The organism is Pristimantibacillus sp. PTI5 (genome assembly GCF_048572955.1).
Classification (GTDB): Bacteria; Bacillota; Bacilli; order Paenibacillales; family Paenibacillaceae; genus Pristimantibacillus.
This window is the reverse complement of sequence record NZ_CP183886.1, coordinates 4282569-4297840: the sequence shown is the minus strand read 5'-3', so window position 1 is coordinate 4297840 and position 15272 is coordinate 4282569. Positions and strand designations below refer to the sequence as shown.

Below are 15272 nucleotides of genomic sequence, written 5' to 3'. Positions count from 1 at the left end.
CTTACCTCCTGCTTTTCGTCATTAATTTCATCAGATGCTCTTGCGAGGCTTCCTGCCCGCTTACTTCGCCCGTCAGCCTGCCCTCGCTCATCACATAAATGCGATCACACATCCCGAGCAGCTCGGGAAGCTCCGATGAAATGATCAGTACGCCTTTGCCCTCCGACGCTAGCTGATTAATGATCGTATAAATTTCATATTTGGCGCCTACGTCAATGCCCCGTGTCGGTTCATCCAGCATGAGTACCTCGGGTCCCGCAAAAATCCATTTGCTCAGCACGACCTTCTGCTGGTTGCCTCCGCTTAAATTACCTGTTTTCTGCAAAATACTCGGCGTCTTTATATTGAGCTTCGAGCGGAAGCTTTCCGCTTCGACGATTTCCTGGTTCGCATTCACGACACCATTCCGCGATATCTTGTGGAGACTGGTGAGCGTAATATTCCGTTTAATGTCATCGATAAGAATGAGCCCATAATGCTTGCGATCCTCCGTCACGTAAGCAATGCCGTGGTCAATCGCTTGATTGATCGTATTCAGCTGCACTTTCTTGCCCTTCAAATAAGCATCCCCGCTTATCCGTTTTCCGTAGGATTTGCCGAATATGCTCATCGCCAGCTCCGTCCGTCCGGCCCCCATAAGTCCCGCTATGCCTACAATTTCACCCTTGCGGATATGCAGGTTCACGTCGTCGATCACCTTGCGGTCCTGCTGCGTAGGATGATAAACGTTCCACTCTTTCACCTCAAAGATCGTATCCCCGATATCCGGCTCGCGCACCGGATAACGCTGCGTCAAATCGCGGCCGACCATCCCTTTTATGATCCGGTCCTCCGAAATGCTGTCCTTCACCATATCGAGCGTTTCTATCGTTTGGCCGTCACGCAGGATCGTGATGGAATCGGCAACCTGCGTAATTTCATTCAGCTTATGCGAGATCATAATCGAAGAGATGCCCTGCTTCTTAAATGCTAGGAGCAGATCCAGTAAATTTTCGCTGTCCTCTTCGTTCAATGCGGCCGTCGGCTCATCAAGAATGAGCAGCTTCACTTTTTTCGACAGCGCTTTTGCAATTTCCACAAGCTGCTGCTTGCCGACGCCGATCATGGAAATGAGCGTATTAGGCGACTCGTTTAGACCCACCGTTTGGAGCAGCTCTTTCGTTTTAATAATCGTTTCATTCCAATTAATGATTCCTCTCCTCGACTGCTCATTGCCGAGAAAGATATTTTCCGATATGGAAAGCTGCGGGATCAGCGCCAATTCCTGATGTATGATTACGATGCCAAGCTGCTCGCTTTGCGTAATGTCCTTAAACTCGCAAACCTGACCTTTGTATAAAATATCGCCCGTATAAGTACCGTGCGGGTATACGCCGCTGAGCACCTTCATCAGCGTTGACTTGCCGGCGCCATTCTCGCCCATGAGCGCGTGGATTTCGCCCTCCTTCACTTGCAAATTCACATTTTCAAGCGCTTTGACGCCCGGGAACGTCTTCGTAATATTTTTCATCTCGAGGATGATGCCTGTCGTCATGTCATGATCACTTCCTTACCCATCAAGCGTAAACGGCTGATGCCGTCCTATGGCGGCCTCGCATCGTTTCGTGGTGAATTCGTCTTAATAAAAATGATTTAGTGACAGTCTGAGCAACCATCACTAAACCATTGGAGCTTATCAGGCATGCGAATTATTTGGAGAGCTGGTCTTCCGTGTAAAAGCCGGTATCAATGAGTGCTGCTTTATAATTGGTTTTATCTACCGAGACGGGCTCCAGCAGGAACGCAGGAACAACCTTCACGCCGTTATCGTACGTTTCCGTGTTATTTACTTCGACTTCCTTGCCTTTCAAAATGCTGTCCGCCATCGCTACCGCTTTTTTCGCCAGCTCACGCGTATCCTTGAATACCGTTTGCGTTTGTTCTTCCGCAATAATCGATTTAACCGAAGCAAGCTCTGCGTCTTGGCCCGTAACGATCGGAAGCGGGTTGCCGTCCGCACCGTAGCCTACCCCTTTTAAGGAAGACAAAATACCGATGCTGATACCGTCATATGGCGACAATACGGCATGCACCTTCTCCGAAGCGTAGTTCGCGCTTAACAGGTTGTCCATGCGGGACTGGGCAAGCGAGCCGTCCCAGCGAAGCGTTGCAACCTGATCCATTGTTGTTTGTTTGCTTCGGACGACCAGCTTACCGCTGTCGATATAAGGCTTAAGAATGGACATCGCTCCGTCAAAGAAGAAGTAGGCGTTATTATCGTCCGGGGAGCCTGCAAACAGCTCGATGTTGAACGGGCCTTTGCCATCCTTAAGGCCAAGCTTTTCTTCAATATAAGAAGCCTGCTGAACGCCTACTTTAAAGTTATCGAACGTCGCGTAGTAGCTGACATGCTCCGTCTTCTTGATTAGGCGGTCGTAAGCGATTACCTCGATGCCCTCTTTATCTGCTTTGCGGAGCACGTCGCTAAGCGATTCTCCGTCAATAGGCGCGATGACGAGAATATCTACGCCTTTCGTGATCATGTTTTCAATTTGGGATACTTGGTTCTCGATAACATCCTCCGCATACTGAAGATCCGTTTTATAGCCGAGCCCCTCGAACTCCTTCACCATGTTCGATCCGTCGCCTACCCATCGCTCGGATGATTTCGTGGGCATCGAGATGCCTACGTAGCCGCTATCCCCGCTGCCTCCGCTATTAGAACCTCCTCCGCAAGCTGCAAGTACGAATACAAGTGCCGTTACTACAAGTAAAGCCAGCCCTTTTCTCACGTGTGCCAGTCCCCTTTCGTCTCTGAACAAGTTTATTTCTGCTTAATCAATATACATTCGGGCGCCGGGAAGCGTCTTTGCAATAAAGCTACCTTTTTTATAAAAATTAAACCTTTGCCCCGCAAATAAAAAAATGCCCCGTCAGCGCGATATCGCGCCGGCAGGGCATGGGATGGTTCGGTTGTGCTCCCTATTCAAGGCTCATCCTCCTGGAAGGCAGCTCCTTTTCGGTATTGATTGGGCGAGACGCCAACTGCTTTCTTAAAGGCGGTGCTGAAGTAATGCTGCGTATCGTAACCAACCCTCTCGGCGATTTCATTGATCGGCAAATCCGTTGCATTTAGCAGTTGTATCGCTTTGCTCATGCGAAGCTGCGTAACCAAGCTGACAAAGGAAGTGCCCAGCTCTTGCTTTATGATTCGGCTCATATAAACCGGCGATACCTGCATTAAATTCGCGAATGCCTCAAGACTCATATCCGCATCCATGTACGTCTCGCGGATGTAGTCCTGTGCCCGGCGTACAAGCGGAGACATTACCGTCTCCTTGTAGATGCCCGCTTTGCATTGGCGATAGACCGCAGGAACGGACAGCAGGCCTTGCTCGACCGATTGGGTAAACACATGTACGGTTATTTTTAAGTAGGCCTGGACCGCTTGCTGCATATCCGAGATCAGCGCTTCCGGCACCGTTCCCCACATGATCATGACGATTAAACCGGCATGGTCGCGGAATAATGCTTTTTCATAACCCTCAAGCATCTCGGACACGATGTTCTCGATCGCAAATAAAAAGAGCTGGCGGTCGTTTTCCTTGCGCAGCGGCATGCTCGCATTTAGCTCGGGCCAACGGATTACGCCGATCAGAGCCGGTGACCGGGCAGGAAGCCGCAAAAACTGCAGCTGCTCTACGATTTCGTCTTCCGTCAGCGTTCCCTCCGTCCACTCGAGACAGAATCTTTCGCGAATTAGCGGAAAGTTCTTTACGATTTGTTTGGATGCCTGCTGCAAATGTTCCTCCTGCTTCTGAGCCGTCTCCAGGTCATGCCTGATCCGGGCAAGCACCTGGTGCAGCTGCTCCGCATTGGCCGGCTTCAAAATATAATCATCCACGCTAAGCCGAATCGCCTCTTGCGCGTATGCGAATTCATCGTGGCCCGTAATGATAACAATCCGGCATTGCGGCAGCTTTTGCCGCAGCTCCTTCATGAGCGCGATACCGTTCATGATCGGCATATTCAGATCGACCAGCGCAACGTGAATATGATTCAGAAGCGCCAGCTCCAGCGCTTCTTCACCGTCCTCCGCCTCTGCGCACACGCGCATGCCGAGCGATGCCCAATCGACCGAGTCCCGGACACCTTCCCGAATAATCGGTTCATCGTCAGCAATTAATACCCTTAGTAAGCCATCCAATTGAAATCCGCCTTTCTACCCATGAATATCCCGCAAAACCGGAAGGGTGATGGTCACCGTCGTCCCCTTGCCCTCCGTGCTCTCCATGCTCATGCCGTACCGCTCACCAAACGTAAGTTGAATTCTGGCCTGTACATTGAGTACGCCGTAGCCTTGCTGTTCCTTCGATTTTTTGAAATTGTCCCCTTCTTGATGCTCTTTAAGCTCCTTAAGATCATGCTCCGAAAGTTTCGGCGTAGCTACCGTGCTCTCGAGCAGCTTCCGCAGCTGCTCCAGCTTACCGGGTGACATTCCGACGCCGTCGTCGCTTATCGACAATAGAAGCGTGTCTTCTGCCGCATAAGCTTTGATCGCGATATGTCCCGGTCCTCTCCGTTCCTTAATCCCATGATAAATCGCGTTTTCCACAATGGGCTGAAGCACCAGCTTGACGACGTACAGCTGCTGTACTTCCGGGCTGATATCCAGCGTGTAATTCAGCTTCTCCTTGTACCTTGTCTTCTGAATGACGAGATAACTCTGAATATGCTCGATTTCATCGGTAAGCGGAATAATGTCGTTGCCTTTGCTTAGTCCGATCCGGAACAGCTTGGACAGCGACTGCACGACCTCGGCAACGTCATCGGCACCTTTTTTCCTTGCCATCCAATGGATCGTATCCAGCGTATTGTACAAAAAATGGGGTTTAATATGCGCCTGCAGGCTGCGCAGCTCCGCCTCCCGCTTCTGCCGCCCCTGAAGCTCGGTTAAGCTGAGCAGCTTATTCATTTGGGCCAGCATCGTATTAAAGCTCCGGCCAAGCTTGCCGACTTCATCCTCGCGCTCTCCCCAATACCGGATCGTCAGATCGCCGTTCTCCGCTTTTTGCATAAACGACATCAGCTGATTGATCGGCCTGGACATCGAATGCGCCAAATATATGGCGGCCGCGATGCTCAGCAGGCAGAGAAAAAATACGAAGGTAATTACGTAGAAGCGGATTTCCTGAACTTCCAGCGCTGATTCCTTCGATGAAAACACGCCGACCGTCGTCCAATCAGTGAACGATGATTTCCGGTAAATGATTTGCAATTTCTCGCCTTCTACCGTTTTTGAAAAATTGCCCGAGCTGCCTTCCATTACCCATTGCTTCGGAATATCGCGAATGATCGGTTTAGCAGGCGAATAAATATGCCCCCCGTCATGATCGATGACCAGCAAATAACCCGTTTTCCCCAGTCTTACATCCTTCACGGCTTCCGCGATGACCCTGAGCTTCAAATCGATGAGCACGACGCCCTCTACCTCCTGGGTATTCGGATTAAGAATGGCCCGGACAACGGATATCACTTCGTCCTCCTTATAATTTGCGTGACTCGTAATGTTCCGATGGCCCGGCTTGCCGAGAATTTTATAAATTCCCTTGCTCGCGACCGCCTCCTTGAACCAGCTTTCCTCCGTCAACGGCTGCGCACTGCGGGCGTACAGCTCGTTGCTGATGTATTCGCCCTTGCTGTTGACCACCATGACGCCGGCCACTTCCGAATATAACGTGGTGAAGCCTTGCAAAAATTTTTGCATGGCATAGACGCTATTCTCCCTTTCCGCTTGGGAACCTGAGCCGCCCTTCCCTTGCAAAAATTGCTGTACGCCAGGGTCAAACGCAATTAGATACGTCATATTTTGCATATTGCTCACGTAAAACTCCAGCGACTTATTCACCTTCCCAATAAGCTGGAGCGTATTTTCATTCACCTGCTTGCCAATAATTCGTTCAACCGTATAATCAATGAGCAGCCCGAGCCCGATAGACGGCAAAATGGAAATAAGCAAGAACATGATGATCAGCTTGTAACGTATCGGCAAATTATTCAATTGAAAAAATTTCAGCTGTTTCAATGGCATCCTCTCATTTCAACGTACGCTATCTGTAATCGGTTATTTCGCATAGAAGCTGTCGACATTGTCCTGCGTGACGACGGTGATGCCCGTGTCCACGAACTTCGGCAGCGGCGATCCGCCCATGACTGCAGTGGCGCTTTGCCCTGTCATGTTGTGATGGAGATGGAATAAAAACTGCAGGGACCAGTAGCCCATATTCCACGTTCCCTGCGCAAGGGTTGCGGCGATTGTGCCCTCTTTCACCATATCCAGCGTCCCTTTATCCGTATCGAAGCTGATGAGCTTTACTCCGTTGTTATGCTGCATCATTTTGCCGACGCCTACACCGCCATTCGCCTCCGTCATGAAAAAGCCCTTTATGTCTGGATGCTGCTTCATCACCTCGGCCGCCATTTGCCCCGACACAAGCTGATCGCCTTTGCCGTCTTTAATCGCGACCACTTCGATTTCCGGATATTGCTTCAAAACCGTCTCTTGGAACCCAATCGTCCGTTCCTGATGATTCAATTGGTTAGGCAGCGTCACGACGGCGACCTTGCCTTGATTGCCAATAAGCTCGGCCATTTTCTGCGCTGCCGTAACCCCGGCATTGTAGTTGTTTGTAGCCAGAAAGGAATATGCCTTGCTCTTGTCCGCGCCTGCGTCGAACAGCACGACCGGGATCCCGGCTTCGACCGCTTTATTGATGGTGCCGGTAAGCGCTTGCGCATTCATGACCGATAGGGCGATGCCTGCCGGTTTTTTGGCGATAACCTGCTCAAGGACGGTCACCTGCTCGTTTACATCATACTGCGTCGCGCCGCGATACTCGACCGACACGTTTAGCGCCTGCGCGCCGTCCTCGAATCCTTTGATCGCCGTTTTCCAATACTCGATACCGGATAAAAAGGTCACCATCACGTATTTCTCGTCAATGGTGCCGCGCAGCCCTTCATCCATCTGCTCCCACGGATTCGGGTCGGCATTGCGGTAACCGACATTCTGGTTATAAAAAACGAACAGCATGAACGTTACGATGAGCAATCCATATATGAGCAGTATTTTCTTCACGCCGGTGTAACCCCTTTCACAAAAAAATAAAACGCTGCTCCGATTTCGCGGGCTGCGTTTATTTTAACATACAAGCAAATAAATTTTACAATGCAATTAAAGCTCGCTCCAGACTTGCTTTTCCGTCTTAACCGTCTGGCCCGTTGTGATCGCTTGATCCATTAACAGCGCCAAATACTGATCCTGCGCAGCCTCGGCCAAGCTGTAGAAGGACGGCCTCGCTCCAGTCGCATAATCCCCCATATGCAGCAAGCAGGTTGCGATCGCGATCTCATCATCGCTTAATCGCGCGGGAGCAACCGGGTTTTTGTACAGCCACTCCCCGCCCGCCATAACTCCGCGATGGAAATATCCCTCCAGGTTGCCATGATGGCCGGTATCCACCCTGCGAAGCTCCGTATAAACAGGCGTAGCGTAATCTTCTAAATAGCTGATTTCATTATTGGCCAGCTCGCCTTTGCTGCCTCTTACAAGCATGCGGCTGCGCCGTATCCATGAGAAATACTGATCGCCGGTAAAATCGTACAAGGCCAGCTTGCCGCCAAAACGGAAAGTAGCGATCCGCTGCACCGACTGAACCGTTTGATCCTCGAGTGGATCGCCTTGCCTGCTAGGACCTTTCATGAGCAAGGACTCAAACTGCTCGCCGCTTATCGTCGCAGAATCGAACCCAACGCCGAGCAATTGTCTGATTAGGCTGATTCCATGGTAATCATGGGCAGCCGATACCTGTACCTGCGACACCTCTCCCAGTTTGCCTGATTTTGCGATTCGGATACGGGCGGCATGCATTGGCTGGAACAAGTATTGCTCGGCTACCTGTATTTTCGCCTCCCCCGGCAATGAACCGCATAGCGCGGAAAGTGCTGCTAAATCGACAGCCGGAGGCGTCTCCGCAAGAACAGGTATGCGAAGCTCTGCTAATTCGCGGATGATATCCGGGGCAGCCGTCCGGGGCACGGAAACGACAGCGAAGCTGAACTGCTTTGCTTCCGCCGTAAATTGCTGAAGCGTTCGCACGGTCTTTATTCCCCATTTCGCTTCAAGCTCCCGGCCCTTTTGCTCGTCTCTGACAAGGATCGTATGAATGCGAAACCGCTCAGGCAGCGCTTTTGCGATTCGTATGTAAAATTCCGCCCGCCAGCCTCCGCCGACGATTCCAAAATTTATAATAGACATATTAATTTCAGCCTCCGTGTTTCAATAGGATTGGGTGAGGGTACATAAAAGAAAAAGACCCCCCGCATGAGAGATCTCTTTTATGCTGTTCGGAACGTGCCAGTCGCTTTAATTTCTTCTTTGACGCCTGTATAGGTGTGCAGCTTGCCGTGGTAGACCAACTCAAGCATAGAGGTGTTCTCCAGATCAGCCGGGGTAACGAACAATGACGGCTTATTGACCAGGTTCACTCCGCTTTCCTCAAAGACAGAGGCCACGAATTGTGAGCAAAAATAAGCGTAATCCCGTTTCATCTCAATGTTAAGCATGATGCCGAACATGCCAAGCAGGTTGTACTTGTATTGATCGCGGTTCTTTTCCATGTAATGGATCTGATTTCTTATATTTATATAGGAGCAATGGCTAATCGTGCATCTGTATAAAGCGCAGGTTGAATTCTCAAAAAACTCGCCTCGGACATCCTCTTTCACAAAACCGGCAAAAAAAGGATTGTTCGGATTCTTTCTGCCGAAGCTGTAAACCTCGTTCAGATCGCTGTCAAAAGCGATTGATGCGTGATTCAGCATATTCTTCGTATACCATCTAATTGTCTTCGAAAATAATGTCCCCGTGTTCGTTAAGAGCACATAAATTTCCTTATCTCTATTCATGCCGTACTACCTCCACATTAAAGAACTTTCATCTAGGTATTAACTTTAATGCAGGAGAACGAAATTCTAAACCTGCTCAGGTAATAGGCCTATCCCCGACCTTAGTCCAGTTCTGTAAGTATAGTGTGACAGAGCACCGTCTACCAACCTCTTCTACTTTCATAACCTAACTTCATATTACTGGATTTTCTCTTTTTACTCAATAAGCAACTCGCCCTTTTCTCCCTCTTGTTTAAAAAAATGTTAAGATTTTCTTGCAGGCTAAATGATATAGTAGGAAAAGATTGACACCGTTCATAACCTATCTATATGCAGCAAATCTTCATTTAGTATAGTTGTTTCACGTATATCTATTTGCAGCGGAGGCGTTTACATGGAATGGTTTACCCGCTATAAAGAACAGCTGGCGTATGTTTACAGGACGGCTGAAGCCCGCATTGCCCTTTTTCCTGAGCCGCTTAATACGATTGGTCTAGTTTACGCGGATAAGTTCAACCCGGTTAAGCAGGAAAGCGGCAAAGATTATATTTGCAGCCTGCTTCCCTACTGGGTGAAAAATCCAAGCGGAATCAGCGATTCGCAATGTGAAGCGCTCGCTTTAGCTAATGTATATGGGATGCTTTATTTTTTCATTCAGGATGATGTGATGGACAGCCAGCCTTCTTCGGGCTGGAAGGAGCAGCTGGCGCTCGGCAATCTGCTGATGCTTGAGATGTTTAGCGTATTCCGTGAGCTATTTCCTTCGCATTCATTGTTTTGGAGCTATTATCACCGTTATGTAACGACGTGGGCCGAAAGCGTAACGAATGAGCAGCGCGACGATTATTTTATCCGTAATCCCATCCGGACGGCCGGCAAAGCCGGTCCCGTCAAAATCGCCTGCACTGGCGCTCTGCTGTTAACGGATCGCACGGAGCTCATTGGGAAGCTGGAGCATGCGATTGATATTGTGCTGATGACGCTGCAGATGGCTGATGATTACGCGGACTGGAAGGAAGATCTTGCAGACGGCAGCTACAACGGTTTATTGGCGATGATCGCTGCCGACAGAGGCACAGCTGACACTCCGCTGACTGAAAAGGATGCCGAAAATGCCATCTATATTCGGGGATGCATGAAGAAGTATGTGCAGCTTGCGGCTGATAATCACACGAAGCTGCTTTCTTTGGAAGCGGAATCGGCTGAATTGGAAGCTTTTCATGATTTCATACTAAACCATTTGAACCAGACTTGCGGGACGATAGAATCACGCAAGCAGCAGCTGCTGCAGGGCGGATTTAGTTATTTCCTATTCAATTCCGCAACTCAATAGATCCCATAGCACTACTATATGTCGAATTTTAGAAAAACGATATAGAATTTGTCGAATAGACATGATAGACTGAGTATGGAAAACTTATACATATTCGGAAGGGTGACTATCGTGTCGGGAATACAAACACTGAAAGATCAAATTATTCAAAAGGCTTGGGAAGACGCTGAATTCAAAAAGCAGTTGATCGCCAATCCGAAAGCAGCCGTCAAAGAAGCTTTCGGCGTAGACGTACCGGATACAATCGAAGTCGAAGTCTTGGAAGAAACGGCTGGCAAGTTTTATTTGGTGATACCGCAAAGCCCGGCCGTGGATGCTGAAGATGAAAATCATGTAGACGTTCCTATGTGGCGATAGAGTAGTTATAAAAATAGAGTCGATGTCCTCACTGCGTGAGGCATCGGCTCTATTATTGTATTGAAACCGGAAGAAAAATATTGGCTTCCGTACCGTTTCCTTTTATGCTTTTATACACAATTGACCCTTGCATCGATTCAATAATACGATATGTAACCATCAGCCCCAGCCCAGTTCCTTTGGACTTCTTGGAATAATAGGGTTCGCCTAATCTCTTGATATCAGACTCATTCATGCCTTCTCCGTTATCTTTGATACGGATCACCACATGGTTTTCATCCTTATTTTCGAATGCTTGAATTTCTATCACGCCATTTTCTCCTAATGCTTCTATGCTATTTTTAATAATATTGATCAAAGCTTGCTTGAACTTGGAGGAGTTTCCTCTCACATATAGATCAGCAGCAATTTTCAAATGAATAACTCCGCCTTGCATAGTCGCTAGAGGAACTAAAATCCCTTCTATTTTCTGTAATTCTTCTCCTATATTCAGCAAAGTTGTGTGTTCTAATTGGGGTTTAGCAAAGGTCAAAAAATCGGTAATGATTTCTGAAGCCCGATCAAGCTCATCAATTGCGATTACCATATAATTCTTGTCTTTATCATTACTTGCCTTCGATCCGAGAAGCTGCAGAAACCCTCGCGTTACCTGCAATGGATTACGTACCTCATGAGCGATAGATGCCGCAAGCTGGCTAATTATTTCCATTTTTTCAGACCGCTGCAGCTCATTGTTGAAAATCTCTAATTGCTTGGAATATCGAAGCAACTGTTCATAATTATTTGAAATGCGTCTAGCTAATATGATGACCAGTGATGCAAAGAAACCAAAAATTCCCCATTTCCAATAAAACATTTGATGCATCATCCCGGTTGTAAAAAACCATATGATTTCCGCTCCGCTAACCGCAGCAAAAATGGATAGACCCGTTGACATGATAATCGCTTCTTTGTTTCCTTTGCGGCAAAATACAACCAGAGAACCAATAAACAGCAGATTCCCAATAATAATCGACAGCGCAAATGATACAGTCGCTGCATAAACGTACCATTCATAAGCGGCTTCCCATTTGAAGCTAATAAGCAGCCATATTATGCATACAACCGCAATGAAAACCTGTAAGTTCCTAAAACGAAGGATGAATCCATACGGGCCTCGCCCAAATATTTTTTCGATAAAAAAGAATAGAGACGGCATTAATAACGTTGATGCCATATCAAATAAATAATAGCTGATTTTTCCGTACTGAGAAAAATTAGTATGGACAAAAGGCGAATACGTGAGAATCATTAACCCGACCGACAATATGACGGAGCTTAATGCCCCCCAGCCTTTCATATACGTTTTTTTTATAAACAACATACATAACAGTATCGACATGGATATGAATACAAGAGAGGCACCCAATATAACATCGATTAAATCTCTGATCATGTAATTTTTCGCAAGAAATTGAAATTCGCCCACCACTAGTTGATCCTGTATGCCTAAGCGGTCCGTGTCGTTATCAATTTTCATATAAACGGTTGAAAGCGATTTTTGCCTATCTAACGGTAAAAGAAACTGATTCTTATCATAAGAATATTCGCGAATATTAGTAAACACATTCATTTCTTGGATGTAAATATGTACATTTGTTGCATACAGCTTATTTACGGACAATGCCGGCGCCGACCAATCCAGCTTCGGTAATTTAAATCTTATCCATGCCGTATGGATGCCCTTTGGGACTTGCGGATATGGACTTCCATACTCCACCTTCATCCAATCAATGTCATTTCTCGATATTGCATCTTGAACCCGGCTGTCCGTCTTGTCCTCCCACATCATCTCCCATTCCGTAATCGCGAAAGTCGATTTATCTGACAATGCAAACGCGGATGTCACTTGAAGGTGAGAAGTTAAAAAAAACAAAAGCATAACAGCCAATAAAAATTTGTATAAACCTTTCATATGGCACCTCTATGTAAAAAATATAAACCTTTAACTCTACTATGTTTCGACAATCTTCGTTCTAATTCCTTCTAATACTCCCTTTTTTACCAAAAATATTAACTTGAAACAGATTTATCCTACACATCTGCAAACCGCTAAGTCCAGTATAATTCAAACGAAAACAAACAACACCGATCCAACAAGGTCTTTTAGACCACGTTTCATACTATCGCAATATTTTAAAGGTGCTATAGTTTCTAATTATTGTCGATTCTTCTTTTTTTATATAGATTTTGTCGAATATTACTGATAAAATTAGGACGTAAGACTTATACATATTCGGAAGGATGATCATTGTGTCCGCAGAGCAAGTATGGCAGGAAAAAATCATTCAAAAAGCATGGGAAGACGCAGAATTTAAGAAACAACTTATTGCGGATCCCAAAGCAGCGGTGAAAGAGGCATTTGGCATTGATGTACCGGATTCTATCGAAGTTGAAGTAGTAGAGGAGACGGCAAATAAATATTATTTCGTCCTTCCGCAAAGTCCTGCAGCTGTAAGAAGCGCCGACGAGTCTGTAGGGGCCGCTTGGCAATAGATAAAAGCGAAGACGTCTGCTGCCTTTCTTATGGCGGTAAAGCCTTTTCGCGGTGAAATAAAAAAAGCGCTGACCTGCCTTTTCACAAAGCAGTCAGCGCTATTTTTCTGCTAACGGAAATTGGATAAGCGTTTCCGTGCCAATCCCCTTTTTGCTGGTAAATACGATCGTTCCCTTCATAACCTCAATGATTCGAAAGGTTACCATCAAGCCTAAGCCCGTTCCTTTGGTTTTTTTGGAATAATAAGGCTCCCCCAGCTTTTTCAACTCATTTTCGTTCATCCCTTCACCATTGTCTTTGATGCAGATGACAACGGTGCCGGTATCCTTGATATATGCGCTGATCTTAACAATCCCGTCTTTGTTTAAGGCTTCGATACTGTTTTTAATAATGTTGATAAGCGCTTGCTTGAATTTCGACGAGTTGCCCTGCACATACAAATCGGAAGCCAAATCAACCTCGATTACGCCTCCCTGCATATTGGCCAACGGAACAAGTATCGCTTCGATTTTCTCGATTTCTTCGGCAACGTCCAGAACCGCCGTCTGTTCAAGCTGAGGCTTCGCAAACATCAGAAAATCCGTAATGATTTCCGAAGCCCGGTCCAATTCTTCGATGGCCAGCCCCATGAAACCCTTCTCTTTCTCGCTAACCGTGCTCTCTCCAAGAATTTGGAGAAAACCTCTCGTCACCTGCAAGGGATTGCGTACTTCATGGGCTACCGATGCGGCCAGCTGACTGATGATTTCCATCTTTTCCGAACGCTGCAGCTCATTATTAAACACCTCAAGCTGTTTTGAATATTTCACGACTTGATCGTAATTTTGAATAATTCTTCTCGCCAGGATAAATACAAGAGAAACGATAAAGCTGAGTATGCCCCATTTCCAATAGAGCATCTCATAATTCATATCCGTCATGAAATACCATATGATTTCTGCAACGCCGATCGCCGCGAAAACACCAAAGCCTGTTGTAATAATTAGCGCCTCTTTGTTTTTTTGCAGGCAAAACCGGAATAACAAAACTAAGAGCAAGCCATTGCCAATGATGACAGTTCCGCCAAAGGTCACAATCGTAGCCGAAGTATACAAAGCTCCGATTTCGCTTGATGTAAAAGAAAGAAACAGCCAAATAACCGAAATGGCGGATACAACGACTTGCAGCTTTCTGAAACGGGTTATGATCCGCCATGGGCCCTTGCCGAAGATGCTCTCGAAAAAGAAAAATAAAGACGGCATCAATAAATTCGAACCGATCTCGAACATATAATAAATAACCCGTCCGTACTCGCTATACATCGTATGTAAAAAAGTAGATAACGAGAGGATCATTAATCCAATCGATAGGATGACGATGCAAAGGGAGCTTAGGCCGGCCAAGTACGTCTTATTCAAAAAAATAAAACAAAGAAACAAAGCAAGCGCAACAAACAGAAGCACCGCTCCAAGGATAACGTCATAAATTTCCTTTTTCATATAAGCCTTGCTTAGCGCTTGTTCTTCGCCTACCAAAGGCTGTTTCTTTAGCCCGAGCCAATCCGAATCCGTCTGCAAATAAATATAAACCATTGCATTCGATTCGGCCTCGCTCAATGACAGCAATATCTCATTTTTATTAAAAGGATAATTCCGATGGGATTCATAAACGAGCTTCTGGCCGATATAGATCATGACGTCTTTTGCCGTAAGCTTTGAAATTAAAACCGCAGGTCTCGCCAAATCGTACTCCGGCAGTTGGAATCTAAGCCAGGCGGATTGAATGCCCATAGGCTTCGCGGGCAAGGAGTCCCCGAATGCGAAGGATTGCCATTGTCCAGCCTTACTCTTTGAAGCTGCATTTTCAATAGAAGGAGCCAGCTCCTCCTCCCACATCATTTGCCAATTCGAAATAGCCGTCGTGTTTGATCCTGCATGCGAGGTCGTAGCTAAGCCTAAAGTGGCGGTTAACAGCACCAATACAAGGAGCGTTAAAAATCTATGTATAGCTTTCATGCAGCACCTCAGATAATGAAATCACAAAAAAATCTATCTACCTATATTTCGACAAACTTCGATAAAGATCCTTCTGTTTTTTTACGACTAATACTAATATATAGTAAATCATGACAACTATGTTGTA

At 46.7% G+C, this 15272-nt stretch carries 12 protein-coding genes; 3 read left to right on the top strand and 9 right to left on the bottom strand.

The window, feature by feature from the left end; translation table 11 throughout:
* Position 1 precedes the first annotated feature (1 nt).
* From mmsA to ACN6MW_RS19060, 7 genes are all read right to left on the bottom strand, one after another.
* Positions 2-1534, bottom strand: a complete 1533-nt coding sequence (gene mmsA, locus ACN6MW_RS19090; RefSeq protein ID WP_419871628.1) for a multiple monosaccharide ABC transporter ATP-binding protein — start codon at positions 1532-1534, stop codon at positions 2-4.
* Positions 1535-1688: 154 nt separating this feature from the next.
* A complete protein-coding gene (gene chvE / locus ACN6MW_RS19085) occupies positions 1689-2771 on the bottom strand; it encodes a multiple monosaccharide ABC transporter substrate-binding protein (protein ID WP_419871627.1) in 1083 nt (360 codons plus the stop codon).
* A gap of 194 nt (positions 2772-2965) precedes the next feature.
* The gene (locus ACN6MW_RS19080) at positions 2966-4186 is read right to left on the bottom strand and encodes a response regulator (protein ID WP_419871626.1); all 1221 of its coding nucleotides are present in this window, start codon (positions 4184-4186) and stop codon (positions 2966-2968) included.
* A 15-nt stretch (positions 4187-4201) separates the two neighbouring features.
* Positions 4202-6070 (bottom strand): cache domain-containing sensor histidine kinase, encoded by a 1869-nt coding sequence (locus ACN6MW_RS19075; protein WP_419871625.1) that lies wholly within the window; start codon positions 6068-6070, stop codon positions 4202-4204.
* Between the two features lie 33 nt (positions 6071-6103).
* Entirely contained in the window at positions 6104-7117 is a 1014-nt protein-coding gene (locus ACN6MW_RS19070) for a substrate-binding domain-containing protein (protein WP_419871624.1), read from the bottom strand.
* 96 nt (positions 7118-7213) lie between these two features.
* On the bottom strand, positions 7214-8296 hold the full coding sequence (locus ACN6MW_RS19065; RefSeq protein ID WP_419871623.1) for a Gfo/Idh/MocA family protein: 1083 nt from the start codon (positions 8294-8296) through the stop codon (positions 7214-7216).
* 80 nt (positions 8297-8376) lie between these two features.
* Positions 8377-8946 (bottom strand): hypothetical protein, encoded by a 570-nt coding sequence (locus ACN6MW_RS19060; RefSeq protein WP_419871622.1) that lies wholly within the window; start codon positions 8944-8946, stop codon positions 8377-8379.
* Positions 8947-9319: 373 nt separating this feature from the next.
* Between ACN6MW_RS19060 and ACN6MW_RS19055 the strand changes: the two genes are divergently transcribed.
* Both ACN6MW_RS19055 and ACN6MW_RS19050 read left to right on the top strand, forming a co-directional pair.
* Positions 9320-10258: a hypothetical protein gene (locus ACN6MW_RS19055; protein WP_419871621.1), complete on the top strand. Its 939-nt coding sequence runs from the start codon at positions 9320-9322 to the stop codon at positions 10256-10258.
* 111 nt (positions 10259-10369) lie between these two features.
* Positions 10370-10615: an NHLP leader peptide family RiPP precursor gene (locus ACN6MW_RS19050; protein WP_419871620.1), complete on the top strand. Its 246-nt coding sequence runs from the start codon at positions 10370-10372 to the stop codon at positions 10613-10615.
* Positions 10616-10667: 52 nt separating this feature from the next.
* Here ACN6MW_RS19050 and ACN6MW_RS19045 read toward each other — a convergent pair whose 3' ends face one another.
* Entirely contained in the window at positions 10668-12446 is a 1779-nt protein-coding gene (locus ACN6MW_RS19045; protein ID WP_419871619.1) for an ATP-binding protein, read from the bottom strand.
* Positions 12447-12907: 461 nt separating this feature from the next.
* Here ACN6MW_RS19045 and ACN6MW_RS19040 point away from each other — a divergent pair, with 461 nt between their 5' ends.
* Positions 12908-13150, top strand: a complete 243-nt coding sequence (locus ACN6MW_RS19040) for an NHLP leader peptide family RiPP precursor (RefSeq protein ID WP_419871618.1) — start codon at positions 12908-12910, stop codon at positions 13148-13150.
* Between the two features lie 99 nt (positions 13151-13249).
* Here the strand turns inward: ACN6MW_RS19040 and ACN6MW_RS19035 are convergent, their stop codons facing one another.
* The gene (locus ACN6MW_RS19035) at positions 13250-15145 is read right to left on the bottom strand and encodes an ATP-binding protein (RefSeq protein ID WP_419871617.1); all 1896 of its coding nucleotides are present in this window, start codon (positions 15143-15145) and stop codon (positions 13250-13252) included.
* Positions 15146-15272: the final 127 nt, after the last annotated feature.